The organism is Falsiroseomonas sp. E2-1-a20, assembly GCF_051433195.1.
Lineage (GTDB): Bacteria > Pseudomonadota > Alphaproteobacteria > Acetobacterales > Acetobacteraceae > Falsiroseomonas.
Genome location: NZ_JBHMFT010000003.1, coordinates 316,111 through 342,209 on the forward strand (window position 1 = coordinate 316,111; position 26,099 = coordinate 342,209).

General features: G+C 72.1%; 21 protein-coding genes. 17 read left to right on the top strand and 4 right to left on the bottom strand.

The annotated features are described in order from the left end of the window. Positions 1-3: 3 nt before the first annotated feature. The 3 genes from ACFHPP_RS06065 to ACFHPP_RS06075 all read right to left on the bottom strand — a co-directional run bounded on the left by ACFHPP_RS06065 (position 4) and on the right by ACFHPP_RS06075 (position 5,706). Positions 4-2,079 (bottom strand): DUF6212 domain-containing protein, encoded by a 2,076-nt coding sequence (locus tag ACFHPP_RS06065; protein WP_437162362.1) that lies wholly within the window; start codon positions 2,077-2,079, stop codon positions 4-6. Beyond that, positions 2,064-3,236, bottom strand: coding sequence for a glycosyltransferase family 4 protein (locus ACFHPP_RS06070; protein WP_437162363.1), 1,173 nt, complete (start codon positions 3,234-3,236; stop codon positions 2,064-2,066). Before ACFHPP_RS06070 ends, ACFHPP_RS06065 begins: the two co-directional genes overlap by 16 nt. Before the next feature lie 139 nt (positions 3,237-3,375). Further along, entirely contained in the window at positions 3,376-5,706 is a 2,331-nt protein-coding gene (locus ACFHPP_RS06075) for a glycosyltransferase (protein WP_437162364.1), read from the bottom strand. 256 nt (positions 5,707-5,962) lie between these two features. On the opposite strand from ACFHPP_RS06075, the gene rpsB reads away from it, so the two are divergent. From rpsB to ACFHPP_RS06160, 17 genes are all read left to right on the top strand, one after another. Next, the gene (gene rpsB, locus ACFHPP_RS06080; protein ID WP_437162365.1) at positions 5,963-6,829 is read left to right on the top strand and encodes a 30S ribosomal protein S2; all 867 of its coding nucleotides are present in this window, start codon (positions 5,963-5,965) and stop codon (positions 6,827-6,829) included. Positions 6,830-6,963: 134 nt separating this feature from the next. Beyond that, complete coding sequence (gene tsf, locus ACFHPP_RS06085; RefSeq protein WP_437162366.1) at positions 6,964-7,872, top strand: translation elongation factor Ts; 909 nt, start codon at positions 6,964-6,966, stop codon at positions 7,870-7,872. Positions 7,873-8,004: 132 nt separating this feature from the next. Further along, the gene (pyrH, locus tag ACFHPP_RS06090) at positions 8,005-8,727 is read left to right on the top strand and encodes a UMP kinase (protein ID WP_437162367.1); all 723 of its coding nucleotides are present in this window, start codon (positions 8,005-8,007) and stop codon (positions 8,725-8,727) included. A gap of 74 nt (positions 8,728-8,801) precedes the next feature. Next, entirely contained in the window at positions 8,802-9,374 is a 573-nt protein-coding gene (frr, locus tag ACFHPP_RS06095; RefSeq protein WP_437162368.1) for a ribosome recycling factor, read from the top strand. A 31-nt stretch (positions 9,375-9,405) separates the two neighbouring features. Then, entirely contained in the window at positions 9,406-10,200 is a 795-nt protein-coding gene (gene uppS / locus ACFHPP_RS06100; protein ID WP_437162369.1) for a polyprenyl diphosphate synthase, read from the top strand. Positions 10,201-10,216: 16 nt separating this feature from the next. Next, complete coding sequence (locus ACFHPP_RS06105) at positions 10,217-11,086, top strand: phosphatidate cytidylyltransferase (protein WP_437162370.1); 870 nt, start codon at positions 10,217-10,219, stop codon at positions 11,084-11,086. 4 nt (positions 11,087-11,090) lie between these two features. After that, the gene (gene dxr, locus ACFHPP_RS06110; protein ID WP_437162371.1) at positions 11,091-12,260 is read left to right on the top strand and encodes a 1-deoxy-D-xylulose-5-phosphate reductoisomerase; all 1,170 of its coding nucleotides are present in this window, start codon (positions 11,091-11,093) and stop codon (positions 12,258-12,260) included. A 43-nt stretch (positions 12,261-12,303) separates the two neighbouring features. Further along, positions 12,304-13,413 carry an RIP metalloprotease RseP gene (gene rseP, locus ACFHPP_RS06115; RefSeq protein WP_437162372.1) on the top strand — a complete coding sequence of 370 codons (1,110 nt, stop codon included), beginning with the start codon at positions 12,304-12,306 and terminating at the stop codon, positions 13,411-13,413. 100 nt (positions 13,414-13,513) lie between these two features. Then, positions 13,514-15,859 carry an outer membrane protein assembly factor BamA gene (gene bamA, locus ACFHPP_RS06120; RefSeq protein ID WP_437162373.1) on the top strand — a complete coding sequence of 782 codons (2,346 nt, stop codon included), beginning with the start codon at positions 13,514-13,516 and terminating at the stop codon, positions 15,857-15,859. Positions 15,860-15,882: 23 nt separating this feature from the next. Continuing rightward, complete coding sequence (locus ACFHPP_RS06125) at positions 15,883-16,665, top strand: OmpH family outer membrane protein (protein WP_437162374.1); 783 nt, start codon at positions 15,883-15,885, stop codon at positions 16,663-16,665. 5 nt (positions 16,666-16,670) lie between these two features. Beyond that, positions 16,671-17,702 (top strand): UDP-3-O-(3-hydroxymyristoyl)glucosamine N-acyltransferase, encoded by a 1,032-nt coding sequence (lpxD, locus tag ACFHPP_RS06130; protein ID WP_437162375.1) that lies wholly within the window; start codon positions 16,671-16,673, stop codon positions 17,700-17,702. Between the two features lie 34 nt (positions 17,703-17,736). After that, the gene (fabZ, locus tag ACFHPP_RS06135; RefSeq protein ID WP_437162376.1) at positions 17,737-18,213 is read left to right on the top strand and encodes a 3-hydroxyacyl-ACP dehydratase FabZ; all 477 of its coding nucleotides are present in this window, start codon (positions 17,737-17,739) and stop codon (positions 18,211-18,213) included. A gap of 29 nt (positions 18,214-18,242) precedes the next feature. Further along, entirely contained in the window at positions 18,243-19,067 is an 825-nt protein-coding gene (gene lpxA / locus ACFHPP_RS06140) for an acyl-ACP--UDP-N-acetylglucosamine O-acyltransferase (RefSeq protein WP_437162377.1), read from the top strand. Next, positions 19,064-19,945 carry an LpxI family protein gene (locus ACFHPP_RS06145; RefSeq protein ID WP_437162378.1) on the top strand — a complete coding sequence of 294 codons (882 nt, stop codon included), beginning with the start codon at positions 19,064-19,066 and terminating at the stop codon, positions 19,943-19,945. Before lpxA ends, ACFHPP_RS06145 begins: the two co-directional genes overlap by 4 nt. Next, positions 19,942-20,349: a lactoylglutathione lyase gene (gene gloA, locus ACFHPP_RS06150; RefSeq protein ID WP_437162379.1), complete on the top strand. Its 408-nt coding sequence runs from the start codon at positions 19,942-19,944 to the stop codon at positions 20,347-20,349. The genes ACFHPP_RS06145 and gloA overlap by 4 nt, the downstream gene beginning before the upstream one ends. Positions 20,350-20,359: 10 nt before the next feature. Further along, complete coding sequence (locus ACFHPP_RS06155; protein WP_437162380.1) at positions 20,360-21,757, top strand: YcjX family protein; 1,398 nt, start codon at positions 20,360-20,362, stop codon at positions 21,755-21,757. Next, positions 21,754-22,638 carry a DUF697 domain-containing protein gene (locus ACFHPP_RS06160; RefSeq protein ID WP_437162381.1) on the top strand — a complete coding sequence of 295 codons (885 nt, stop codon included), beginning with the start codon at positions 21,754-21,756 and terminating at the stop codon, positions 22,636-22,638. Before ACFHPP_RS06155 ends, ACFHPP_RS06160 begins: the two co-directional genes overlap by 4 nt. Before the next feature lie 6 nt (positions 22,639-22,644). On the opposite strand, the gene ACFHPP_RS06165 is transcribed toward ACFHPP_RS06160, so the two are convergent. Continuing rightward, on the bottom strand, positions 22,645-26,061 hold the full coding sequence (locus ACFHPP_RS06165) for a calcium-binding protein (protein ID WP_437162382.1): 3,417 nt from the start codon (positions 26,059-26,061) through the stop codon (positions 22,645-22,647). Positions 26,062-26,099: the final 38 nt, after the last annotated feature.

A 26,099-nucleotide genomic window follows, 5' to 3' on the forward strand; every position in this document is an offset into this window, starting at 1 on the left:
GCCTCAGGCCGTGCGTGCCGTGGGGCGGGCCTGCCCGGGGCGCGTGGCATCGACGGCGGCGGCGAGGATGCGGGCCCGCTCCGCCCAGGCCTCCTGCGCCTCCGCCGGCAACTCGGCGATGCGGGCACCGCGTCGCGCCAGGACCGGCAGCACTTCCAGCAGCGCCGCGACCAGCGCGCGGTCATGCGCGTTGCCCAGCTTGACCATCGAATCCAACGTGTCCTGGCTTTCGAGCCGCCAGTACGGCCCGTACTGGTCGGTGCCGCCCTGCGGCCAGGCGTCGAACATCTGCGGCCATCCCTTGATGCGCCGGAACTCCAGCCCGACCGTGCCGCGCCGCTCGAACAGCTTCAGCCGAACCTCGCGCCAGACACCCGTTGCGGCGATCAGCCCGGTCAAGCCGAGTTCCAGGTGCTGGTAGACGCCGTCCTGGCTGACCGTGTGCTGGTGCAGCCGAAGGTCCTGGAAATCCGCCCCGCCGGGCGGCATCTCCGCGGCAAGGCTCGGGGCGGGCGGCGGTGCGGTCATCGGCGTCGCGGTCGGCAAGGCGGGCTCGACGGGGGCGCCCGGCTCCGTGGCAGCAACCGTCGGCGGTCGAGGCCCGGCGGCGCTCGCAGGACCCGGCAGGCCGGCGCGCTCCACCTCGGCCGCCGCGGGGGCCTCGGACGCTGGCTGGGCGGGCGCTGCCGCGCCGAATGGCTTCACGGCCAGCCGCGGCGTCCGCGTCGGCGGCAGCCCGGCCGACACGGGTGCCACCCGCCGTGGCGCCCCGGCGGCGCCCGCCATCAGCGCCAGGGTCAGGATCTCGAGCGTGATCGGGCTGGCGCCACGGTTGCGCGCCACCACGCCGAGACAGACCTCTCCCCAGAGGCCGGCCGGCAGCGGCAGCGCCACGCGCATCGCACCGGTCGCATCCGGCATGCGCCAGTCGCTGTGGCGCGGCGGTCGCGCGGAACCGTCGCCTTCGGCCGGCCTGACCTCCTGGCCCGCCAGCAGCACCAACTCCAGCGCCGCATGGTCGCCCGCCCGGCAGGCGAATTCGCCGAGCGCAAGTTCCGCCGCACCCGGAGGCACCGCGGGCAGGGTCATCCAGGCCGTGGCGCCCGGCGCGATCTCGAGCAGGATCCGCGGCGCCTCGCCACCGGCGGCCAGCAGGCGGTGCGTGGCTCCCTCCACATGGGCCGCGGCCAGGACCTGCTCCGGCAGGGGCAGCGCGATGCCGGGCGCGGGCATCGGCAGGTCGCGCGCGGCCCAGTCGAAGAATTGCGGCAGCGCCAGGTGGCCCGCCTCCGCAAGCTCGGCGCGCAGCGCCAGCGGCGCCGCGGCATCGGGGCCAGCCCCGGACGTGGTGGAAAGTTGCAGGATCTCGTCCGTTGCAACCTCGATCGCCACCTCCAGCACGGCCTCGGCGGCGCCATGCGGCGCGGGTTCCGGCAGGTTCAGCGGCAGCCAGCCGGGCTGGACGGCGTCGCCGGGCACCAGCCAGGCGCCGAGGATGCGGCCCGCCGCCACCAGCCGGACCCGCAGCAGGCTTGCGGCGCTCGCGCGCGCCGCCGCGACGTGAAGGTCAATGGAGCAAAGTCCCTCCGCCGGCCGACCAAGGTACTGCGTGACCCGTGCCGGTGGCGGCACCGCCTCCATGGCCGGGGCGAGGTCCAGGACAAGTCGCCGCGCCGCGGGTGGCCGGCTGCCCGGGCGGCCCTGCAATTGCAGCCGCGCGGCCTGGGAGTCCGCCAGCGCATCCGCGAGGCAGCCGATCAGGGCGGGTATCGCCTCCGGCCCGACGAGGCGGGGCACGCCGTCCGGCAAGCCGGCCGCGAGGGTCTCAGCCGCCCCGGGACTGGCGGCAAGAATGGCCAGCGGGCGCAGCCCGGCAGGCCAGGGATGGGCGGGCGAGTCCGCGGCACCCTGCCGCCGCAGCACGCCCGCGCGTGGCCGCAGCACCAGCAGCGGAAGCCCCTCGAGGCCGGGCAGCGCGCCATCGGCGACGATGGTCGGCATGCCGGCGGCCATGCTGGCGCTCTCGCTGGCGCCGATCAGGAATCCGGCCGTGGTGGGGCCCATCATGCGGGTTGCCATGCGGGGGGCTCCGGGTGGTGTGCGTTGGAAGCGGCGGCGCGCAGCAGGCCGAGCCAGCCGGGCAGGATACGGTCCCAGGACCGGCGCGCGGCTTCGGCGCGGGCGCGGGCGGCGATGGCGGCACGGCCGGCCGGGTCGGCCATGAGGTCGCGGACCGCAGCGGCGAACAACGGCACGGTGGCGTCCGGAACCAGCCAGGCCAGGTCCGGTGCGGCGTCGCCCAGGCCTTCCATGGCCGCTTCCGTCGCCACGAGCGGGCAGCCGGCCGCCGCGGCCTCGAGGAACACCAGCGGCAGGCCCTCCAGCAGGGAGGGCAGCACCAGCGCATCGGCGGCCAGGTACCAGGGCGTCGGGTCGGGCAGCTGGCCCAGCATGCGGAACCAGCCGCCCGGCCTTGCCGCCGCCTGGCGCTCCAGCATCGCGCCCAGCGGGCCGCTCCCGGCGCAGGCCAGGGTCATGCCGGCCGCGGCGGCGATGCCAGGCAGCAGCTGCGCACCCTTGCCGCGCTCCAGCCGCCCGACGAACAGCAGCAGCGGCGCATCGGCATGCAGGCCGAGGCTGGCGCGCAGGCCAGCGCGGAGCAGCGCAGGGTCGGCCGTGGGTGGCGGCGGGGCCGGGTTGTCGATCACGGCCACCCGGCCACGCGGCAGACCGAAGCAGGCCTCCACGCGGCGTTCCCCGGGGGATGAGACGGCGCACCAGGTGGTACCCGCGGCGCCAAGCTGCGGCAGCGCCTCCGTCACCTCCGGCGGTGGCGCGCCATGCGGCACGAGATGCGCCACCACCAGTCGCGGCAGGCTCGCCTGGGCTGCGGCGCGCAGCAGGCCGAGGCCGGCATTGGGCCAGGGCAGCGGCACCAGCAGCAGGTCCGGCGCCAGGCCCTCGATCAGCCGCGTCGCCTCGGCCTGCTGGCGCGCCATGTTCCGGGCCGGCTCCTCGCCCTGCTGCCAGCCGATGGCTGCGGGGACGAGCCGGGCGGGGGAGGCGGCGTGCAGCGAGGCCAGCAGGGCGGGCTCCGCCGCCAGGGTGACGCGCAGGCCGGGCTGCGCCGCCAGGCGGGCAGCGAGCGCGGCGGTATGGGCTTCCGTCCCGCCCCAGCGCGTGGCGGGCAGCAGGATCAGCAGATGGCCGATTCGCGTGACCGGGGCGAACACCATCAAGCCCGGACCGGTGCAGCGGCCTGGGGACGGGATCGCAGCCTCCTGGCGCGGATCAAGAATTTTGTTGCCACAATGCGACTCGGTCTACCGCAAGCGTCCTCGAAACGCCAAGGGGCCGGGACGCCGGGGCGAGACACTACGCCTGCGCCAGGGCCGGCCGATCAGCGCTGGCCGGGATTCCACGCGCCAGGCCGGCCAGCGTCCGCATGGCCGGCGCCAGCGCCTTGGGCCCGAAATGGCGGCGTCCGAAGGCGAAGGCGGCGTCGCCCATCCGCGCCCGCGCCGCGGGGTCCAGCACCAGGCCGGCCAGGGCGGCGACGAAGCCGGCGCGGTCCTGCGCGAGGGCATAGGCCTGTCCGGCGCCGCCGGTGATGCCGTACAGCGCCTCCGCCGTCAGGACCGCGGGCAGGCCATGGCACAGGTATTCCACGGTCTTGATCTTCAGGCCGCCGCCGTAGAACACCGGGTTCACCGCGATATCGAGCGTGGCGAGCAGATCCTCCGGCCGCGGCACCGCGCCATGCAGCACCACGCCGGCGCGGCCCTGCGGCATGGCGGTGCAGACCTCGCCGGCCACATGCAACTCGGCGCCGAGCGGCGCGATGGCGGGCCACACCTGGTCGAGCAGCCAGGCGAGCCCATCCCGATTCATCGGACTGTCGCCGCCGATGAAGCCGACGCGCACCGGCCCCTCGACGCGCCGAGGCGCCCGGGGCGCCAGGGCCACCACATGCGGCGCCAGCAGGGCACGGCCGGGCAGCAGGGCGTCGATCCAGCGGAACTCCTCCGCCTGGATCGCCAGCAGATGGTCGAAGCCGGACAGGATGCGCAGCTCCTCCGCCACGCTGATCTCGATGAAGTGCCGGTGGCCGAAATGCGCGAAGTTGCGGGCGCGGAGCGACATGATGTCGTGCGTGTCCAGCACCTTGAGGACCGGGGCGGCAATCGCGTGGCGCAGGTAGGACAGGCGGATGTATTCAATGATCACGGCATCCGGCGGGTTCTCCGCCAGGTGGCGGGCCAGCAGCGGCAATGCCGCGGCGATCGTGGAGCGCTGCTCGTACGGCGTCATGGCCTTGGGCAGCCTGGCATCGGGCGTCGGCGGCATCGGGCCAGTGGGGAACAGTCGCGCGCGGCCGCCGAGCAGCGCCTGGGCCTGCTCGGTCTCGGGCGTGGACATGCTGCCGAGAAAGAACAGGTCGAGGTCCATCTCGGACCGCGCCGCCAGCGCCAGAGCCGCGATGCGGGCGTGATTGCCGAGGCGCTGCTGCCAGAAGCGGATATCGGTCACCAGCAGGGTGCGCGGCCGGCTGGCCGCGAGCCGCAACATCGCGGGGCTCGCCAGGAGACGCGCCTGCGACGCGACATCGCTCGCGTAGCGCTCGAACAGTTGGGCCGAACTGGATGATATTGCAGCATGAATATTCGGGTCCTGGGCCGAGGACCGGATCAGCCGTCCCAGCGCTTCGGCGTCCACCGCCGTCTGCCAGGCCTCTACCGGCGCCAAGCCGGCGAAGGCTTCCGCGGTGCCGGCGACCGGGCGGCCGCGGGCCAGGGCCTCCACCGTCTTGATCTTCAACCCGGTGCCGCCTTCATGCGGGTTCACGACCAGGTCCACCTGCGCGTACAGCTCGTCCGGGTCCGTCACGGGGCCGAGCAGGACCAGGCCCGGCGCCGGCCGCAGCGCGTTGGCGGCGGCGCCGGCGACACGCAGCTCGCCGCCGGCGGCGGCGAAGGCGGGCAGGTCCAGCGCCGCGATGAAGCGGCCCAGGGCGCGGGTGTTCATCGGATTGGCGCTTCCGATGTAGCCGACGACCAGGCGGCCATCTGGCATGCGCCGCGCCGGCTTCGGGCGCGGGTCCGCCGGGATGTGCCCGAGGGTCAGCACCGGGGCCGGGCTGGTCGCCTCGAAGGCGGTGCGTTCCTCGTCCTGGATCGCCAGCACCAGGTCGGCGCGGCCGAAGCCGCGGGCCTCCTCGGCCGCCGTTGTGTGGAAGAAGCCGGCGGGCAGGCCGAGCGCGCGCAGCCGCTGGTCCCGCCCGCCGAACTGGTCGTGCGTGTCCAGAATCTTCAGCACCGGCCTGGGGAAGCGCAGATGCGGCGCAGGGAAGAAGGTGAAGGCGCGGCTCAGGAAGACGTATTCGACCAGCACCATGTCGAAGCCCGGGCGACGCGCGGCCAGCGCCTGCAGCGCGTCTTCCAGCGGTGGCTGGATCCAGTCATCCAGGCCGTAGGTGGTGCCAAGACTTGGCTTCTCCTGCGCCCGGTCATGCGGCACCAGGATCAGATCGTCCCAGGCGGACCGCATGGAATCAAGATGTTCCGGCGCGACCTTCTCGCGGTCCAGCAGGCAGAGCGTGATGGCATGGCCGGCGGATTTCAGGCCGGACAGCACGGCATGGATGCGGGCTCGGTTGCCGGCATCCTGCGGATGGCTCGGCGTTGGGGAGACGACCAGGATGCGCATGGCGGCTTCGGCTTGTCCGGAAGGCGAGGCGGCAGGATAGGGGGTCGGGCGGGTGCGGCAAGCGCTTCGGGGTTGCGGCGCCGCGGCGGGTGGGGCATACCGCGCCCGCCGGCCCGGGGCTGTCCCGGGGCGGCAAATTCGCACGCGTGGCACCTTCCGGGGCAAACCCCGAGGGTCCGGTCCCCGTCCTTCGGTCTGATGGAGGGGGGCGGCCACGCGGAGGCTCAACCGGACCACTGTGAAGGACGATTCGCCGATGGCGATGCCCGACGTTACCCTGCGCGGCCTGCTCGAGGCCGGCGTGCATTTCGGCCACCACACCCGCCGCTGGAATCCGCGGATGTCGCCGTACATCTTCGGCGTGCGCAACCAGGTGCATATCCTGGACCTGCAGCAGACCGTGCCGATGATGGACCGCGCGCTGCGCGCGATCCGCGACGTGGTCGCCGCAGGCGGCCGCGTGCTGCTGGTCGGCACCAAGAAGGCGGCCGCGGAATACGTGGCGGAAAGCGCCGCGCGCTGCGGCCAGTACTACGTGAACCACCGCTGGCTCGGCGGCATGCTGACCAACTGGAAGACCATCCAGGGCAGCATCAAGCGCCTGAAGCAGATGGAAGAACAGCTCGGCGGCAACATCCAGGGCCTGACCAAGAAGGAAGTCCTGATGCTGACGCGGGAGCGCGAGAAGCTCGACCGCGCGCTCGGCGGCATCAAGGACATGGGCGGGCTGCCCGACATCATCTTCGTCATCGACACGGTGAAGGAGAAGCTGGCGATCGAGGAGGCCAACAAGCTCGGCATCCCGGTGGTCGCCGTGGTCGACAGCAACGCCGACCCGATGGGCATCGCCTTCCCGATCCCGGGCAATGACGACGCGATCCGCGCCATCCACCTGTACTGCGACATGGTCGCCGGCGCGGTGCTGGACGGCATCTCGGCGGAGCTGGGTTCGTCGGGCGCCGACATTGGCGCGGCCGAGGAACTGCCGGCCGAAATCCTGCCGGACGTCGCCGCCGAGCTGGCGCCGGAGGCCGTGGCGACCCTGCCGCTGTCGCCCGAGGTGATGGCCGAGGTCGAGGCCGGCCTCGACGCCGAGCCGCCCAAGGACGGCCCGGCCGCCTGATGATGAAGCCCTCTCCCCCATCGGGGGGAGAGGGTTGGGTGAGGGGGGCCATGCCGCCCTCCGACAGGACGATGACCAAGGCCGCCCGGCCCGTCCCGGAGCGGCCCGGACTTGATGGTTTGGGAGCGATCGATATGGCCGAGATCACCGCGGCGATGGTGCGCGAGCTGCGCGAGAAGACCGGCGCCGGCATGATGGACTGCAAGAAGGCGCTGGTTGAAGCCGAGGGCGACATGGAAGCCGCCATCGACTGGCTGCGCAAGAAGGGCCTGTCGGCCGCCGCCAAGAAGTCCGGGCGCGTCGCCGCCGAGGGCCTGGTCGGCGTCGCCTCCGGCCCCGACGTCGCCGCCATGGTCGAGGTGAATGCCGAGACCGACTTCGTGGCGCGCAACGAGACCTTCCAGAACTTCGTCTCCGAGGTTGCCGGCCTGGCGCTGTCGGTGGGCGAGGATGTCGAGGCGCTGAAGGCCGCGACCTACCCGGGCACCACGCACTCCACGCAGGAGGAGCTGACCCGGATGATCGCCACGATCGGCGAGAACATGACGATCCGCCGCGCCCGCGTGCTGCGCGTGCCGTCCGGCACCGTCGCCACCTACATGCACAACGCGGTGAAGCCGGGCCTCGGCAAGATCGGCGTTCTGGTGGCGCTGGAGGCCTCGAGCGAGATCGAGGCGCTGGAGACGCTGGGCCGCCAGATCGGCATGCATGTCGCGGCAACGCGGCCGGAGGCGCTGGAAGTGGACGCGGTGGACCCCTCCGCGCTGGAGCGCGAGAAGGCCGTGCTGCGCGAGCAGGCCGCGACCTCGGGCAAGAAGCCGGAGATCATCGAGAAGATGATCGAGGGCCGCATCCGCAAGTACTATGAGGAAGTGGTGCTGCTGGAGCAGGTCTGGGTGCATGACGGCGAAAGCCGGGTGCGCCAGGTGGTGCAGAAGGCCGGTGGCAAGCTGACCGGCTTCGCGCGCTTCCAGCTTGGTGAAGGTATCGAGAAGGCGGCCAGCGACTTCGCCGCCGAAGTGGCCGCAGCCGCCAAGGGCTGAACGGCATACCAGCCGGACGGGCTCATCACGAAAGGCAGGGCAGGGCGCGCCGATGGCGGCCCTCGCCTTGCCCCGGACATGGTGCGCCGCCTATGTTGCGCAACGCCCAGCCATCCGGATTATCGTCATAAGATGAGCAGACCCCCGATCTACAAGCGAGTGCTGCTCAAGGTCTCGGGCGAGGCACTGATGGGCTCCCGCGACTATGGGCTCGACATCGGGACGCTGAAGAACATCGCCGAGGACATCCGCGACGTCACCGCGCTCGGCATCGAGGTCTGCATGGTGGTGGGCGGCGGCAACATCTTCCGCGGCGTTGCCGGCGCCTCGGCCGGCATGGACCGGGCGCAGGCCGATGCCATGGGCATGCTGGCCACCGTGATGAACGCGCTGGCGATGCAGAACTGGCTGGAGAAGTTCGGCGTGCCGACGCGGGTGCAGTCCGCCATCGCCATGGCCAGCCTGTGCGAGCCCTTCATCCGCCGCCGCGCCATGCGGCACATGGAGAAGGGCCGGGTGGTGATCTTCGCCGCCGGCACCGGCAACCCGTTCTTCACCACGGATACCGCCGCGGCGCTGCGGGCGGTGGAGATGGGCTGCGATGCGCTGCTGAAGGGCACGCAGGTGGACGGCGTCTATTCCGCCGACCCACGCAAAAGCCCGAACGCCGAGCGCTACACGACGATCACCTACCTCGATGTGCTGTCGCGCGACCTGGCGGTGATGGACGCCGCCGCCATCAGCCTGGCGCGGGAGAACAAGCTGCCGATCGTGGTCTTCAACATCCATGAACCGGGTGCCTTCACTGCCGTGATGCAGGGCGAGGGGAAGTTCACCACGGTCGTCGATCCTTAAGACCGTCTGTTTGCTGCATGCCTCTGGGTCCGGCAGGTCTGCCTGGCCCGAGAATGCTTGAGAGGGAACCGGGCATGGCCGCCGACTTCGCCGAATACAAGCGGGACCTGCAGCGCCGCATGGATGGCGCGCTGGAGACGCTGAAGAAGGAGTTCCAGGGCCTGCGCACCGGCCGCGCCAGCCCGGCGCTGCTCGAGCCGATCCGCGTCGAGGCCTATGGCAACGTGCAGCCGCTGGTGCAGGTCGCGAACATCTCCGTCGCCGGGCCGGGGCTGCTGTCCGTGCAGGTCTGGGACAAGTCCGTGGTGAAGGCGGTGGAGATCGCGATCCGCGATTCGGGCCTCGGGCTGAACCCGCAGACCGAAGGCCAGGTGGTGCGCGTGCCGCTGCCGCCGCTGACCACGGAACGCCGCAACGACCTGGTGAAGACCGCCGCGAAATACGCCGAGGCGACGCGGGTCGCCATGCGGGGCGTGCGGCGCGATGCGATGGAGACGGTGAAGGGTTGGGAAAAGGACAAGAAGTCCGAGGTCAGCCAGGACGACGTGAAGCGCTGGAGCGACGAGATCCAGAAAATCACCGACCAGAGCATCCGCACCGTGGATGCCGCCCTGGCGGAAAAGGAAAAGGACATCCGGACAAGCTGATGGCGGGGATGTCGGCCGGGATGTGCGGGTGATGAGCGCGGCCGCGAAGCCGCTGGACGGTACGGAGCCCTCGGGGCCCGACGCCTCCAGCAAGGCGCCATCCAGGGCAGGCGAAGCGCCGCCGGCCGTTCCGACCCATATCGGCATCATCATGGATGGCAACGGCCGCTGGGCCGCGGCCCGCGGCCAGCCGCGTGTCATGGGGCACCGGGCGGGCGCGGAGGCGGTGCGGCGGACCATCGAGGCGGCAGCGCGGGCCGGCGTCGGCTGGCTGACGCTGTTCGCCTTCTCCTCCGAGAATTGGCACCGCCCGGCGGACGAAGTGCGCGACCTGACCGGGCTGATGCGGATGTATCTGCGCTCCGAGGTCGGCGCACTGGCGAAGGAAGGCATCCGGCTCCGGGTGATCGGGGAACGCGAGCGGTTCGGGCCCGAAACCGTGCGGGCCATTGCCGCGGCGGAGTCGGCGACGGCGGCAGGCACCCGGCTGAACCTGAACGTCGCGGTGTCCTATGGCGGGCGCGGCGAGATCGTCGCGGCGGCGCGGGAAGTGGCGCGGCGGGTGGCCGCCGGCACGCTGGATGCAAATTCGCTGGACGAGGCGACGTTCGGCCGCTTGTTGTCCACCTCCGGCATGCCGGACCCGGACCTCATCATCCGCACCAGCGGCGAGCAGCGCATCTCCAACTTCCTGCTGTGGCAGTCCGCCTACGCCGAATTCGTCTTCCAGGACGTGCTCTGGCCGGATTACGACCAGGAGCACCTGACGGCGGCCATCGCCGAATTCGCACGACGCGAACGGCGCTACGGCCTGCGGCTCGCGTGAACGCCCGGCGGTTCGCATGGTGACGGCGCCTCCGGCGACGAGGGCCGGGAAGAAGCGCTGGACGGACCTGCGCAAGCGCGCCCTGTCCGCGGCCCTGCTGCTGCCGGCGGCGCTGGCCTGCATCTGGTTCGGCGCGGAATCCTTCACCGCGCTGGTGGCGCTGGCCGTCGCGGTACTGGCCTGGGAATGGGTGCATCTGTGCGGCCGCCGCACGCGGGTCTTTCCCGGGCTGGCCGTGCCGCTCGTGGTGTTCGCCGCCGGCGCGCTGGCGGTCATGGAACGCACGCGGCTGGGTGTGGTGGTGCTGCTGGCGGGCTTCGCGATCACCTGGATGGGGGTCGCGCTGCGCGGGCGGCGGTCCGGCATCACCCAGCCGGCGCGGCGGCTGGCCGCGGGAGTGCTGTATATCGGCCTGGCCGGGCTGGCGCTGATCGAGTTGCGGCACGACGGCGAGGCCGGGCGCGGCAACGTGCTGTTCCTGTTCCTGGTGGTCTGGGCCTCCGACATCGGCGCCTACATGGCCGGGCGCGCCTTCGGTGGGCCGAAGCTCGCGCCGGCGATTTCGCCCAACAAGACCTGGTCGGGGGCGGTGGGCGGCATGGCCTGCGCCCTGGTGGTGGGCGGCGCCTGCGCGCTGGCCTTCACGCCGGGCGCCTCGCTGCTCGCGATCGCCGCCGTGGTGCTGCTGGTCGGCACCGCCTCGCAGGCCGGGGACCTGCTGGAATCCGCGATCAAGCGCCACTTCAAGGTCAAGGACACCTCCTCCCTCATCCCGGGCCATGGCGGGCTGCTGGATCGCCTGGACGGGGTGCTGGCGGCGGCGCCGGTGGCGGCGCTGCTGTCGTTCATGCTGGGCCAGGGGCGGCCGCTTTGGGGATGGGGCTGAACAGGTGACGCGGTCGGTTACGATTCTTGGCTGCACGGGCTCCGTCGGCCGGTCCACCATGGCGCTGCTGGACGCGGCGCCGGAGGGGGCCTTCCGGGTGGAGGCGCTGGTCGCCAACCGGGATTTCGCCGTGCTGGCCGAACAGGCCGTGCGGCACCGTGCGCGCCTGGCCGTGGTCGCCGATCCGGCCGCCTGGGCCGACCTGAAGGCGGCGCTGGCCGGCACGGGGATCGAGGCGGCGGCCGGCCCGAAGGCGGTGGAGGATGCCGCGGCGCGGCCGGCGGACTGGACCATGGCCGCCATCGTTGGCGCCGCCGGCCTGCGCTCCACCCTGGTGGCGCTGGCGCGTGGCGGCACCCTGGCGCTGGCCAACAAGGAAAGCCTGGTCTGCGCGGCGGAACTGGTGCTGGCGGTGGCCCGGAAGGGCGGCGCGACGCTGCTGCCGGTCGATTCCGAGCACAACGCCATCTTCCAGGCGCTGGACGGCCAGGACCCCGCGGGGGTGGAGAAGATCATCCTGACCGCCTCCGGCGGCCCGTTCCGCGACTGGACCCTGGCGGAGATGGCCCGCGCCACGCCGGAACAGGCGGTGCGCCACCCGGTGTGGTCGATGGGCGCCAAGATCAGCATCGATTCGGCCACCATGATGAACAAGGGGCTGGAGCTGATCGAGGCCGCCCGGCTGTTCCCGGTGCCGGAAGCGCGGATCGAGGTGCTGGTGCATCCGCAATCGGCGGTGCACGGGTTGGTGCAGTTCGCGGACGGCTCGCTGCTGGCGCAACTCGGCACGCCGGACATGCGCACGCCGATCGCCCACGCGCTGGCCTGGCCGAAGCGGATCCATGTCGCGGCGCCGCGGCTCGACCTGGCGGCGCTGGGGCGGCTGGAGTTCTCGGCGCCCGATCCCCGCCGTTTCCCGGCGCTTCGCCTGGCGCGGGAGGCCTTGCAGGCCGGTGGCGGCGCCCCGACTATATTGAATGCGGCGAACGAGGTGGCGGTGGGGCTGTTCCTCGACCGTCGCCTTGGATTCCTCGACATTGCCGCGGTGGTGGAGGCGACCCTGTCCGGGATGATGGCGCCACTGGCCGAGGGGCTGGAGCCTATCCTGGAACTCGATGCCGAGGCGCGGCGCCTGGCGTCGCGGCTGGCCGGGGCCCGCGCCGCGGTATCCTGAGGCTGGTCCCGGCGCTACGGCCTGAACACGTTTGGAGAACACCTTGGACTTCCTGCCCGATCCGATCCGCACCGTGCTGGCCTTCGTGCTCGTGCTCGGCGTGCTGGTGTTCTTCCATGAGCTTGGCCACTACCTCGCGGCGCGTTGGCGCGGCGTCTACGTGGAACGCTTCTCCGTCGGCTTCGGCCGCGCCATCGCGACCTGGACCGACCGGCAGGGCACCGAATGGCGCATCGGCTGGCTGCCGCTCGGCGGCTATGTGAAGCTGCACGGACAGGAACAGCCCTCCGATGTGCCCGCGGAGGTGCGCGCCACCTGGCGCCCCGGGCAGACCTTCCACGAGAAATCGGTGGGCGACCGTGCCATCGTCGTGGCAGCGGGGCCGCTGGCCAACTTCATCCTGGCGGCCGTGATGTTCGGCCTGCTGTTCATGACGGTCGGCCGGCCCTCCGCCACCACGGCCATCGGCACGGTGCAGGAAGGCTCGGCCGCCGCCAGCGCCGGCCTGCTGCCCGGCGACCGCATCGTGGCGCTGGATGGCCAGGCGATGACGCGGTTCGAGGAGGTGCAGCGCCACGTCCAGCCGCGCGCCGGCACGCCCATCGCCGTGACGGTCCAGCGCGAGGGTGCGGAGCGCACGGTGACCGCGACGCCGCAGGCCCGCGTGACCGGCGAAACCTCGGTCGGCGTGCTCGGTGTGGGCGCCGCGCCGGCGGATTTCGAGCGGCTGAACCCGTTCAGCGCGCTCTGGGCCGGCACGGTGCAGACCGCCGACATCACCCGCCAGACCCTGGCCGCGGTGGGGCAGATGATCTTCGGCGGGCGCGGCGCGGATGAACTCGGCGGGCCGCTGCGAATCGCCCAGATGTCGGGCCAGGTCGCCGAACTGGGCATCGCCAGCCTGGTTTCCTTCATGGCGGTCCTGTCCGTGAACCTTGCGTTGATTAACTTGTTCCCCATCCCCGTGCTCGATGGCGGCCACCTGATGTTCTATGCGGCGGAGGCGATCCGCGGCCGTCCGCTGCCGCCCAAGGCCCAGGAAATCGGCTTCCGGGCTGGGTTTGCGCTGCTCATCACGCTGTTCGTCTTCGCCACATGGAACGACCTGTCGCAGCTTGGCGTGGTGCGCTGGGCGACCGGGTTGTTCGGCTGAGCCGGCCGGCCCGGCGCGTGCCGGCGGCGGCGGGGGTGGCGGCACCCCTGCCGCTCGGGTAGTCTCCGCGGCCTACCTCACCCCGCCGGGGATATCCGCTTTGGTCCGCAATCGGCTCCTGCTCATCGCCGCCACCTGCCTCGTCCCCGTCGGCTTCGCGCTGACGGCGGAGGCGCAGACCCGAACGCCGCGCGCCGCCGGTCCGGCCGCGGTGTCCCCCGCCGCTGGCGGCATCGTCCGTGGCATCGATGTCACCGGCAACCAGCGCATCGAGGCCGACACCGTCCGGTCCTACATGCTGCTGCAGCCCGGCGACGCCTTCGACGCGGACCGGCTGGACCGCAGCCTGCGGACGCTGTTCGCCACCGGCCTGTTCCAGGACGTGCGCGTGGCGCGCCAGGGCGACCGGATCGCCGTGGCGGTCGTGGAGAACCCGATCGTCAACCGGGTGGCCTTCGAGGGCAACAGCAAGGTCTCGGATGATGTGCTGACGCCGGAAGTCCAGTTGCGCGCCCGGGCGGTGTTCACGCCGCAGCAGGCCCAGGCGGACCGCCAGCGCATCCTGGACCTCTACGCCCGCCGCGGGCGCTTCGCCGCGCGGGTGGAACCCAAGGTCATCCAGCTCGACCAGAACCGCGTCGACGTGGTGTTCGAGATCACGGAAGGCGAGGCGGCACTCGTCAGCCGCGTCAGCTTCGTCGGCAACACCGCCTTCTCGGACAGCCGTCTGCGCGACGTGGTGGCGACGCGCGAGCAGGCCTGGTACCGCATCCTGTCCACCGCCGACATCTACGACCCGGAGCGGTTGAACTTCGACCGCGAATTGCTGCGCCGCTACTACCTGCGCCAGGGCTACGCGGATGTGGAGGTGACCGGCGCGGTCGCCGAGTTGTCGCCCGACCGCAGCGGCTTCTTCGTGACCTTCACGATCAACGAGGGCCCGCGCTACCGCGTCGGCCGCGCCGAGATCACCAGCACCCTGCGCGGCGTCGAGCCCGAATCGCTGCGCAGCGCGCTCGCGATCTCCGAAGGCGACTGGTACGACGGCGACGCGGTGGAACGCTCGGTCGAGGCGCTGTCTGACGCCGTCGGCCTGCGCGGCGTGCCGTTCGTGGAAGTCCGCCCGCGCGTTGTCCGGGACCGGGAGAACCAGCGCGTCGACGTGACCTTCGAGGTCGCGGAAGGCACCCGCGCCTATGTCGAGCGCATCGACATCCTGGGCAACAGCCGCACCGCGGACCGCGTGATCCGGCGTGAGTTCCGCATCGCGGAAGGCGACCCCTTCAATGCTGCGCAGGTGCGGCGCTCGCGCCAGCGCATTCGCGACCTAGGCTACTTCGCCGGGGCCGAGATCGCGGTGCAGCCGGGCTCGGCGCCCGACCGGACGGTGTTGCAGACCACGGTGCAGGAACGCCCGACCGGCGAGATCTCGCTCGGCGGCGGCTTCTCCACCGATGCCGGCCTGCTGACCGACTTCGGCATCCGGGAACGCAACTTCCTCGGCACCGGCATCGACGCGCGGCTGCAGGCGCTGCTGGCGCAGCGCCGGACGCAGGTGGATTTCAGCATCACCGACCCGGCTTTCCTGGACCGCAACCTCGCGGCCGGCATCGACCTGTTCTACGTCACGCGCGACCTGCAGGACACGTCCTCCTACTCCGAGAAGCGCCAGGGCGTGGTGCTGCGCGCCGGCTACGAGTTCAACGAGCGCGTGCGGCAGAGCTGGGCCTACAGCCTGGTGCAGCGCGATGTCTTCGACATCCAGTCCGACGCGAGCCGCTTCATCCGCGAACAGGAAGGCGTGACGCTGCTGTCGCAGCTTGGCACCACCCTGTCCTACGACGTTCGCGACAGCCGGATCGAGCCGAAGAGCGGCTTCATCGTCCGCGTCGGCACGGATGTCGCGGGCCTCGGTGGCGATGTCGCCTATGTGCGCCTGCGCGGAGATGTGGCCGGCTACGTGCCTTTGGAACGCTACCTCGGCAATGCCGATTACGTGCTGGCGTTGCAGGCCGGCGTCGGCTTCCTGGAGCCCTGGGGCGACCGGCCTGAGCGGATCATCGACCGGTTCTTCCTCGGTGGCGACAACCTGCGCGGCTTCGCGCTGGCCGGTGCCGGACCTCGCGACACCAGCTCGGGCGGCGCGGACGACCCGCTCGGCGGGCGTCTGATCTGGACGCAGACGACGGAGCTGCGCTTCCCGCTGCCGTTGCCGCAGGAAATCGGCCTGCTCGGCCGCGCCTTCGTCGATGTCGGCTCGCTGTCCAGCACGCCGGTCTCCGGGCCAGGCGTGCAGGACGATACCTCGCCGCGCGTCGGCGTCGGCGTCGGCGTGTCCTGGCGCACGCCGGTCGGCCTGATCAACATCGACATCGCCCAGGCGGTGGTGAAGAAGGACTACGACGAGACGCAGCTCGTGCGCTTCGGCTTCGGCACCCGCTTCTGAGCACCATCCGGGATTACCCTTTCATGCGTCTGCGCCACCTCCTCGCGGCTTCCCTGCTGATCGGGCCGTCGCTGCTGACCGGCCAGTCGGCCCTTGGCCAGCAACAGCCCGGCCAGCAATGGTTCGTGCCGCCCGGCCAGGGGGCGCAGCAGCCGGCCCAGCAGCAGCGCCCACCGGCGCAGCGGCCGCCGGCGCAGCAGCAGCGCCCGGCCCAGGCCCCGGCCGCCGGCCAGCGCACGCCGCCGCCGGTGATCGCCATCGTCGACATCCCCGAGGTGCAGCGCCTGTCCGCCGCCTTCAACCAGGTGCGGGAGGAAATCGAGCGCCGCCGGGCCACGCTGAACACCGACCTGCAGCGCGAACAGAGCCGCTGGCGCGAGGAACAGCAGGCGCTGGCCGCCGCCCGCGCTACCCTGCCGCCGGAACAGCTCCGCCAGCGGGAGCGTGAGTTGCAGGAGCGCATCACCGATGCGCAGCGCATCTTCCGCGACCGCTCGCGCGCCATCGACCAGGCGGCGCAGGCCGGCCTCGGCCAGATCGAGCAGGCGCTCGGCGCCGTGATCCGCCAGGTGGCGGCCTCCCGCGGCGTGAACATCGTGCTGCCGCGGCCGCTGGTGATCTTCAACGACAGCGGCTTCGACCTGACGGACGAGATCTCCGCGCAGATGAACCGCGTGCTGCGCAGCGTGACCATCCCGCCGGAAGGCGCCGCGCCGGTCGATGCTCCGCCTGCCGCCAACGGCGCGCCGCCGCCGCCGCCGCCGCCCGCCCCGGCGGCCCCGGCCGCGCCCGCACGACGGAACTGAAGCCGATGGCGGTCGATCCCCGCTTCTTTCCGGCGGGGGTCCCGCTGACATTGGGTGAAGCCGCCGGCTTGGCGGGCGGCACCTTGCAGGGCGGCGACGCTGCCCTGCGGATCACCGGGGTCGGCCCGCTGGGCGAGGCCGGACCCGGCGACATCAGCTTCCTGCACAACCGCAAGGCCCTGCCGCTGCTGGCGGAGACGCGGGCGGCGGCGGTGGTGCTGCCGCCGGAACTGCTCGCGCGGCTGCCCGAGGGTCGCGTCGCCATCGTCGCGAAGGACGCCTATCTCGGCTTCGGCCGGATTGCCCGCGCCCTCCACCCCGCGCCGCCGGTGCGGCCGGGGGTGCATGCGACCGCCCATGTCGATCCCGCCGCCAGCCTCGGCGCGGGCGTGGAAGTCGGGCCCTTCGCCGTCATCGAGGCGGGGGCGGAGGTTGGCGCGGGCTGCGTCATCGGCCCGCATGCCGTGATCGGCGCGGGGGTCGTGCTGGGGGAGGGCTGCCGCATCGGCGCCCATGCCAGCATCAGCCACTGCATCGCCGGGCGCGGCGTGGTGCTGCACCCGGGCGCGCGCGTCGGGCAGGAGGGCTTCGGCTTCGCGGTGACGCCGGAGGGGCGATTCGAGACCATGCCGCAGCTCGGCCGGGTGCTGCTGGAGGATGCGGTCGAGATCGGCGCCAACGCCTGCGTCGACCGCGGCAGCCAGTCCGACACCGTGCTCGGGACGGGCACGCGCCTCGACAATCTGGTGCAGATCGGCCACAACGTGAGGACGGGCAAGGCCTGCGTCCTGGTGGCGCATGTCGGCATTGCGGGATCGACCCGCCTTGGCAACGGCGTGCAGATGGGCGGCCAATCGGGCGTCGCCGGGCATGTCGAGATCGGGGATCGGGTGCAGGTCGCGGCGCAATCCGGCATCCTGTCCGATGTCGCGGCCGGCGAGGTCGTCGGCGGGTCCCCGGCCTGGCCGATGCGCGAGACGCTGCGCGCCTTCGCGGCCTTGCGGCGGCTGGCCAAGCCTGCCGCGAAGCCGGGCTGAGGTTCAGGATTCAGGGCGGGCGGAAGAACGAGACATGGTTGAGAGCGACGACACGACGCCATCCGGCACCGCGAGCACCTACGACATCGCGCGGATCATGCAGGCGATCCCGCACCGGTTCCCCTTCCTGCTGGTCGATCGGGTGGTGGAGATCGTGCCCAACGTCTCCGCCGTCGGCATCAAGAACGTCTCTATCAACGAGAACTTCTTCCAGGGCCACTTCCCGCAGCACCCGGTCTTCCCGGGCGTGCTGATCATCGAGAGCATGGCCCAGACCGCCGCCGTGCTGGTGGTGGAAACGCTGGGACCCTCGGCGCAGGGCAAGCTGGTGTATTTCATGACGGTGGACAGCGCGAAGTTCCGCAAGCCCGTGGTGCCCGGCGACCAGATGCGCGTGCATGTCCGCAAGGAAAAGCAGCGCGGCAACATCTGGAAGTTCACCGCCGAGGCCAAGGTGGATGGCAAGGTGGTGGCCGAGGCCGGCTACGCTGCCATGATCCTCGACAAGTGAGCGCAACCGCGGGCCTGGACAAGCAAGCCATGCCAGCCTTCATCCACCCCTCGGCGCATGTCGCGGAGGGGGCAGAAATTGGTGCCGGCTGCCGCATCGGCCCGGGCTGCGTCGTCAGCGCCGAGGCGGTGCTGGAGCCGGGCGTGGAACTCATGGCGCATGTCGTGCTGGATGGACGGGTCCGGCTGGGCGCCGGGGCGAAGATCTTCCCCTTCGCCACCATCGGCCTCGCGCCGCAGGACCTGAAGTACAAGGGCGAGCCCACCGGCGTTTCCATCGGTGCGCGGACCCAGGTGCGCGAACACGCGACCATCCATCGCGGCAGCACCGGCGGCGACGGCATGACGCGGATCGGCGCCGATGGCCTGGTGATGTGCGTCGCCCATGTCGGCCATGACTGCCAGATCGGCGATGGCGTCATCCTGGTGAACAACGTGATGCTCGCCGGCCACGTCACCATCGGCGACTTCGCCGTGGTGCAGGGCGGCGCGGCCATCCAGCAATTCGTCCGCATCGGCCGCATGGCGATGATCGCCGGCATGTCCGGCGTGGAACGCAACGTGCTGCCCTATGGCCGCGTGAAGGGCTTCCGGGCCAAGCATGCCGGACTGAACACCATCGCCATGCGCCGCCGCCTGGGGCTCAGCAAGGACCAGGTGGTGACGGTGGCCCACGCGGTGCACGACCTGTATCGGGGCGGCCGCCCGGACGAAGTGGCGGGCACGCTCGCCGCCGCCTATCCGGACAACCCCATCGTCGCCGAGATCCTCGCCTTCGCGCGCAACCGCGGTCGCCACGGCCTGGTGCCCTTCGGCCGCGCCGGGGAGGAGGAGGAAGGCGGGGAGGCCGCGTGACCGCCCCGCTGCCCACACCACTCGGCATCCTGGCCGGCGGCGGCGTGATGCCGCTGCGCGTGGCGGACGCCGCGAGGCGCGCCGGGCGCCCGGTCTTCGCGGTCCTTGTCGAGGGTTTCGCCGATCCGCGGGAATGGCGCGGCGTGCCGCATGAGGTGGTGCGGCTCGGTGCCATCGGGCGGATGCTTGGCCTGATACGGCAGGCAAGGGCGCGGCAGCTTGTGCTGGCCGGGCGGATCAAGCGGCCCTCCATCCTGTCGCTGCGCCTCGATGGCGAGGGTGTGCGGCTGGCGGCGAAGGTCGGGCGGCGTGCCCTGTTCGGCGGCGACGACGCACTGCTCAGCGCCGTGCTCACGGTGCTGCGCGAGGAAGGCTTCGAGCCGATCGGGGCGCAGCAGGTGTTTGCCGATCTGCTGATGGAGTCGGGCTGCCCCACCCGGGCGCAGCCGGATGCGCAGGCGCTGTCGGATATCCGCCGCGGCATTGGCGTGGCGCGGCAACTCGGCGCCGCCGATACCGGCCAGGGCTGCGTCGTGCAGCAGGGCCTGGTGCTGGCGGTCGAGGCCATCGAGGGCACCGATGCCATGCTGGCGCGTTGCAGGGAACTCAGTCGCGAAGGTCCTGGCGGCGTGCTGGTGAAGCTGGTGAAGCCGGCGCAGAGCAAGCTGGTGGACCTGCCGGTGATCGGGCCGGACACCATCCGCGCCGCCGCCGCCGCCGGGCTGCGCGGCGTGGCGGTGGAGGCAAGGTATAACGTCCACGTCGGAACCATCGTTCTGGACCGCGCGGCCACCATATCGGAAGCCGATGCCGCGGGGCTGTTCCTGCTGGCGCTCGATGCCGACGCATTCCTGAAAACCGAGGACCCAGAACCATGAGCTCAGCAACCACCGGCGGCTCGCTGCTGCACACCATGATCCGCGTCGGCAACCTCGACCGCAGCGTGGATTTCTACACCAAGATGCTCGGCATGAAGGAACTTCGCCGGCGCGATGTGCCGGAGGGCAAGTACACGCTGGTCTTCGTCGGCTACGCCGAGGAATCGACCGGCGCCGCGGCCGTCGAGCTCACCTACAACTACGGCACGGAAAGCTACGACCAGGGCAACGCCTTCGGCCACCTCGCGGTCGGCGTGCCGGACATCTACGCCACCTGCGACAAGCTGCGCGCCGGCGGCGCCAGGATCACGCGGGAGCCGGGGCCGGTGAAGTTCGGCACCACGGTCATCGCCTTCGTCGAGGACCCGGACGGCTACAAGATCGAGCTGATCGAGCGGAAGTAAGCCGCATCGCATGGCGATCCTGACGCCGCTGGAGGATGCCCTCGCGGGCATGACGGATGCGGCGCGGGCGCTGGCGGGGCGGGAGAGGGTGCGGCTGGCCGTCACCGGCCTGTCCCGCGCCGGCAAGACCGTGTTCCTCACCTCGCTGGTCGCCAACCTGATCGCGGCCGGGCAGGGGGTGAACACCCTGCCGGCGCTGGCAGCCGCCTCCGGCAACCGGCTGCGCGGCGCCCGGCTGGTGCCGCCGGGCGTCGAGGCGACGCCGCGCTTCGACGCGCGGGCGCATCTGGATGCGCTGGCCGCCGACCCGCCGCGCTGGCCGGAGCGGACCGAGGACCTGTCCACGCTGGAAATCGCGCTGGAGCTGGAGCCAGCCTCCTGGCTCGGCCAGGCACGCGGCATGGTCATGGGGCGCCGGCAGGTGACGCTGGAATTGCTGGATTATCCCGGCGAATGGCTGCTCGACCTGCCGATGCTGGACCAGTCCTACGAGGATTGGTCGCGGGAGACGCTGGCGCGGCTGCGGATCGGGCGGCGTGCGGCGGCGGCGGCCGATTTCCTGCAATTCGTCGATGCGCTGCCGGCCGAGGCGCGGGATGACGAGGCGCTGGCCCGGCAGGGTTTCCGCCTGTACCAGGCGGCGCTGCTGCGCTGCCGTGACGACCTCGGCTTCCGCTTCCTGCAGCCAGGCCGCGCGCTGAACCCCGGGCCGCGCGGGGAAGCGCCGATCCTGTGGTTCTTCCCGCTGCCGGGGGGGCGGGGCGGAGACCTCGGCCGCTTGCTGGCGCGGCGCCACGCGGCCTACCTGGCGGACCAGAAATCCGCCTTCTTCGAGCCTTTTTTCCGTCGCTTCCGGCGCCAGGCGGTGCTGGTCGATGCGCTCGGCGCGCTGCATGCCGGGGAGGAAGCCTTCGACGATACCGCGGCGGCGCTGTCCGCCATCGCCCGATCGCTGCGGCGTGGCGGCGGCTGGCTGGACCTGCTGACCGGGCAGGGGGTGCAGCATGTCGGCTTCGCCGCGACCAAGGCGGACCACGTGCCGGCCGCCTCCCGCGATGCGCTGGTCCGGCTGCTGGGGGATCTGATGGGGCGGGAATCGACCGCGATCGGCGGCGCCAGCACCTCCGTCCATGCCATCGCCAGCCTGCGCTGCACGCAGGATGACGTGGCGGTGGTGGATGGGCGGCAGGTGCAGGCGGTGCGCGGCGTGCTGATGCAGGGCGGCCGCAGCGCGCGGATCTACCCGGGCGAGGTGCCGCTGCGCCGGCCGGAGTCGCAGTTCTGGGAAACCGGGGAATTCGAGATGCCGGTGTTCCGCCCGCCTCGCCTGACCGGTGACGGCATGGCCGGCGTTCCCCATCTGGGGGTGGACCGGCTGCTGGCGTCCCTGATCGGAGACCTGCTGTGAGCGACCCTTCCGCCCCGCGCGGACCCCGCATCCTGACCGATACGACGGAGCCGCCGGCGCCGCGGATCGACCACAGCTGGGAACAGGCGGTGGCGCCGGTGGCCCTGCCGCCGCCGCCCGCGAAAAGCTGGTCCGCCATCGGGCTGGCCGCCAGCGGCGTCGGCGTGCTGCTGCTGGGGCTGTCGGCGATCGACGTGGCCGGCTTCGTCGCGGACCAGTTCGCGCGTGGAAGCTGGCTTGGCTGGCTGACCTTGGGCGTGGCCCTCGCGGGCTACGGCCTGATCGCGGCGGCGATCCTGCGCGAATTGCGCGGGCTGGCCGGGCTCGGCACGGTCGAGCGCGGCCGTGCGGCCGTCGCGCGTGGCGACTATGCCGAATCGCGCGCCGCCATCCTGGCCTGGGCGGCACGGCTGCCGGAGGCGCAGGCGATGCTGCCGGCACTGCGCAAGGCGGAGGACCTGCCGACCCTGCTCGCGCTGCTGGAGGCCGGGCCGCTGGCACGGCTGGACCGCGCGGCGGTGGCGGCCGGCCGGGCCGCTGCGCTGCAATCCCTGGCGGCGACCGCCATCGTGCCGTCCCCGGCGCTGGACGGCATCTTCGTCGCCTGGCGCGGCGTGCGCCTGGTGCGGGAGGTTGCGGCGATCCATGGGCTGCGGCCCGGCCTGGTCGGCACGCTGAAGCTGCTGCGGCGCACGCTGTTCGAAGCCGGGGCGGTGGCCGTGGCGGATGTCGCGATCAACGCGGCGGTCACGGCGGTGACGACCAACCCGGTGGTCGGCTCCCTGGTCGGCGATGCCGCGACCGGGGCGGTGGCGGCGCGGCGGATGCTGCTGCTGGCGCGGGCGACGGCGCGCGCCTGCCGGATCGTCACCCCGCGCTGAGGCGGTTCATCCCAGCGCGACGTTGCCGCCGTTCAGATCCTCCCAATCCACGCCGCGCAGATGCAGCACGGCGCCGTTGCCGAGGTCGAGCGCGATATCCGCGCCATGCGTCACCATCTCATCCAGCGCCGTGGCGAGGGAGGTGAAGCCGGTGCCGTGCAGCAGCAGCATGTCCTCCGCCACGTTGAAGTCCATCACGGTGGACAGGCCGGCGCCCTTGCCGATGACGAAGGTGTCGTGGCCGGCACCGCCATACAGGTCGTCCCGGCCGCCGCCGCCATCCAGCGTATCGGCGCCGTCGCCGCCGGCCAGCACGTTGGATCCGGCATGTCCGGTGATGGCGTTGGCCTGCGCATTGCCGACCCCGAGGTAGGTGCTGCCGGCCAGGACCAGGTTCTCGATGTGGTCGAGCAGGTAGTAGCTGTCCCCGGTGTCGGCGATGACGGTGTCATTGCCCTCGTTCGCCAGTTCGAACACCACGTCGCTGCCACGGTCGACCAGGAACAGGTCGTCGCCCTCGTTGCCGAACATGGTGTCGCTGCCGCCGCGACCGTCGATGGTGTCATCGCCGGTGCCGCCCACGAACAACTCGTCACCGCCGCCGATCCCGCCCAGCAGCAGGTCGTCGCCGTCATTGCCGGAGATCGTGTCGCGGCCACCCCGCCCATCGATGGTATCGCGGCCGGCGCCGCCGGACAGCAACTCGGCGCTGCCATCCAGGCCACCCAGCACCAGGTCGTCCCCGTCGCCGCCGAGGACGGTGTCGGCGCCAGCGCCGGCATCGATGGTATCGGCGCCGCCCTCGCCGAAGATCACGTCGTCGCCATCCGCGCCGAAGATCACGTCGCGGCCTTCGCCGCCCAGGACGCTGTCCGCGCCGGCGCCGCCGGCGATGGTGTCATCCCCGCCGAATCCGGCGAGCAGGTTGCCGAGTTCGTTGCCGAACAGCCGGTTGGCGTCCTGGTTGCCGAAGCCGTGCAGCGCGGTGCCGCCCTGGGCGGTGGATTGCAGTATCAGGATCTCGATGTTGTCGAGCAGGGCGTAGCCGGTCCGGGACACGACGATGTCGGCGTCGCCGCCGCCCGCCGCCTCCACCAGCGTGTCGGCGCCGCCCTCGATGAAATACACGTCGTTGCCGGCCCCGCCCACCAGCACATCCGCGCCGTCATCGCCGATCAGCACGTCGTCGCCGTCGAAACCCAGCAGCGTATCGGCGCCCGCGCTGCCATGCAGCGTCTGCTGCCCCGCGCCGCCCACGAGAAGATCCGCCCCGGCTCCGCCCAGCATCTGGCCGAAGGCGCCCTCGAGGGTGTCGTCGCCGTCCCCGCCGTCCAGCAAACGGGTGCCGGTATCGGCGACCAGCAGGTCATCGCCAAGGCCGCCGAGCAACGTCGCACCACCCTGGAGCGTGTCTTCGCCCGCGCCGCCATCGAGCAGGCTGCCGGCGAGGCCCAGCAGCACGTCGCCGCCCTCGCCGCCCAGCAGCGTCGCGCCGCCCTGAAGCGTGTCCGCGCCCGCGCCGCCGTCACTGATGCTGCCGGGGGAGCCGATCAGGAGGTCATTGTCGGCGCCGCCGAACAGGGTCGCGCCCGGACCGCCGCTCAGCGTATCCGCGCCGTCGCCGCCCTCCAGCCTGCCGTCGGCGCTCGCGGTCAGCAGGTCGTCGCCCGCGCCGCCCAGCAGCGTATCCGCGCCGTCGCCGCCCTCCAGCGTGTCGTCGCCGGCGCTGCCGGTCAGGCGGTCGGCGAAGGCGCTGCCGATCGCGGCCTCGAATCCGGCCAGCGAGTCGGCCCCCCCGGGGCCGCTGGCGCTGCTGTTGGCGAGGTCCACGGACACGCCGGCCGAGACATCGGCGTAGGAGATGGTATCGGCCCCGGCGCCGCCATCCATCGTGTCGTCGCCGGCGCCGCCGCGGAGAAGGTCATTGCCCTCGCCACCCTCGAGAAGATCGTGGCCGGTACCCCCCAGCAGCACATCGTCACCGGCGCCGCCCAGCAGCGTGGAATCGCCGGACCCGCCATCCAGCAGGTCGTCACCCTCGCCGCCCGAAAGGCTGGCGCCGTCCGCCCCGGCATACAGGCTGTCCGCGCCGTCCAGCCCGGCGATGCTGTCGAAGCCCGCGCCACCGTCGATCCGGTTGGCCTCGGCGCTGCCGGTGATGCTGTCGGCGTAGCTGCTGCCGGTGACGTCCTCGATGCCCGTCAGCGTGCCGGTCGGGAAGCTGGTCGTGCCGAAGATGCCGCCGCCAAGGTCGACGAAGAAGATCGAACCGGGGGCAGCCCCGGCAGCCTCGGTGAAGTCGACGCGGTCGCGGCCAGCGCCGCCGATGATCATGTCCTCGCCGGCGCCGTTGCGGATCAGGTCGTCGCCGTCGCCACCATCCAGCACTTCGTAGCCGCTGCCGCCGAGCAGGGTGTCCGCACCGTCCTGGCCCAGCAGCGTGTCGGCATCGAGGCCGCCGACCAGCACGTCATTGCCCGCGCCGCCGCCCAGGATATCGGCGCTGGCGCCGCCATCCATCCAGTCATCGCCTTCGCCGCCCTCCAGCGTGTCCACGCCGTCGCCGCCCAGCAGGGTGTCGCGGCCATCGCCACCACGCAGGAAATCAGCACTTTCCTCGCCCAGCAGGAGGTCGTCACCGGCCCCACCATCCAGGTTGTCGCCGTCCAGGCCGCCGAGCAGCGTATCGGCGCCCGCCTCGCCCGCGATGCTGTCCTGGCCCTGGCCGCCGAGGATCAGGTCGTCGTCGTCACCGCCCGCAAGGCTGTCGGCATCGTCGCCGCCCTCCAGCGTGTCGCGGCCGGCACCGCCGATCAGCCAGTCGACGCCGGCGCCGCCGACCAGCAGATCATCGCCGGCGTCGCCGAACAGCGTATCGGCATCGGTGCCGCCCTCGAGCGTGTCGTTGCCATCGCCGCCGAAGATCAGGTCGCTGCCTTCGCCGCCATTGGCCTGGTCGTCGCCGGCATTCGCCTCGATCCGGTCCCCCTGGTCCCCGCCCAGCAGCGTGTCGCGTCCGCCCCCGCCGCGCAGCGTGTCGGCACCGGTGCCACCATCGATCAGGTCATCGCCCTCGTCACCCGAGAGCAGGTCCTGGTCGGCGCCCCCCAGCAGGGTATCGGCGCCGTCGCCGCCGAAGGCCTGGTCGGACCCGTCGCCGCCGACCAGCAGGTCGGCGCCGGCCCCGCCGAACAGCGTATCGGCATCCGTGCCGCCATCCAGCGTATCCGCGCCTTCGCCACCCACCAGCAGGTCCGCGCCCTCGTCGCCGAGCACGAGGTCATCGCCAGCGGAGGCATCAAGCACGTCACTGCCGGCCAGGCCCTGGATCACGTCGGCATCCGAGGTCGGCGACGCGAGCCCGGCCGAGGTGAAGCCGGGGGTGATGACGTCGTCATTGCCGGTGCCGACGATGTTCGCCATGGGACGTCCTGGGCTGGGTCTACAAGGACCGGATGTGC

Coding starts and splice junctions, on each gene's coding strand:
- ACFHPP_RS06065 (WP_437162362.1), bottom strand. CDS start 2,079: ATGGCAACCCGCATGATGGGCCCCACCACGGCCGGATTCCTGATCGGC.
- ACFHPP_RS06070 (WP_437162363.1), bottom strand. CDS start 3,236: ATGGTGTTCGCCCCGGTCACGCGAATCGGCCATCTGCTGATCCTGCTG.
- ACFHPP_RS06075 (WP_437162364.1), bottom strand. CDS start 5,706: ATGCGCATCCTGGTCGTCTCCCCAACGCCGAGCCATCCGCAGGATGCC.
- rpsB (WP_437162365.1), top strand. CDS start 5,963: ATGGCGATGCCCGACGTTACCCTGCGCGGCCTGCTCGAGGCCGGCGTG.
- tsf (WP_437162366.1), top strand. CDS start 6,964: ATGGCCGAGATCACCGCGGCGATGGTGCGCGAGCTGCGCGAGAAGACC.
- pyrH (WP_437162367.1), top strand. CDS start 8,005: ATGAGCAGACCCCCGATCTACAAGCGAGTGCTGCTCAAGGTCTCGGGC.
- frr (WP_437162368.1), top strand. CDS start 8,802: ATGGCCGCCGACTTCGCCGAATACAAGCGGGACCTGCAGCGCCGCATG.
- uppS (WP_437162369.1), top strand. CDS start 9,406: ATGAGCGCGGCCGCGAAGCCGCTGGACGGTACGGAGCCCTCGGGGCCC.
- ACFHPP_RS06105 (WP_437162370.1), top strand. CDS start 10,217: ATGGTGACGGCGCCTCCGGCGACGAGGGCCGGGAAGAAGCGCTGGACG.
- ACFHPP_RS06125 (WP_437162374.1), top strand. CDS start 15,883: ATGCGTCTGCGCCACCTCCTCGCGGCTTCCCTGCTGATCGGGCCGTCG.
- lpxD (WP_437162375.1), top strand. CDS start 16,671: ATGGCGGTCGATCCCCGCTTCTTTCCGGCGGGGGTCCCGCTGACATTG.
- fabZ (WP_437162376.1), top strand. CDS start 17,737: ATGGTTGAGAGCGACGACACGACGCCATCCGGCACCGCGAGCACCTAC.
- lpxA (WP_437162377.1), top strand. CDS start 18,243: ATGCCAGCCTTCATCCACCCCTCGGCGCATGTCGCGGAGGGGGCAGAA.
- gloA (WP_437162379.1), top strand. CDS start 19,942: ATGAGCTCAGCAACCACCGGCGGCTCGCTGCTGCACACCATGATCCGC.
- ACFHPP_RS06155 (WP_437162380.1), top strand. CDS start 20,360: ATGGCGATCCTGACGCCGCTGGAGGATGCCCTCGCGGGCATGACGGAT.
- ACFHPP_RS06165 (WP_437162382.1), bottom strand. CDS start 26,061: ATGGCGAACATCGTCGGCACCGGCAATGACGACGTCATCACCCCCGGC.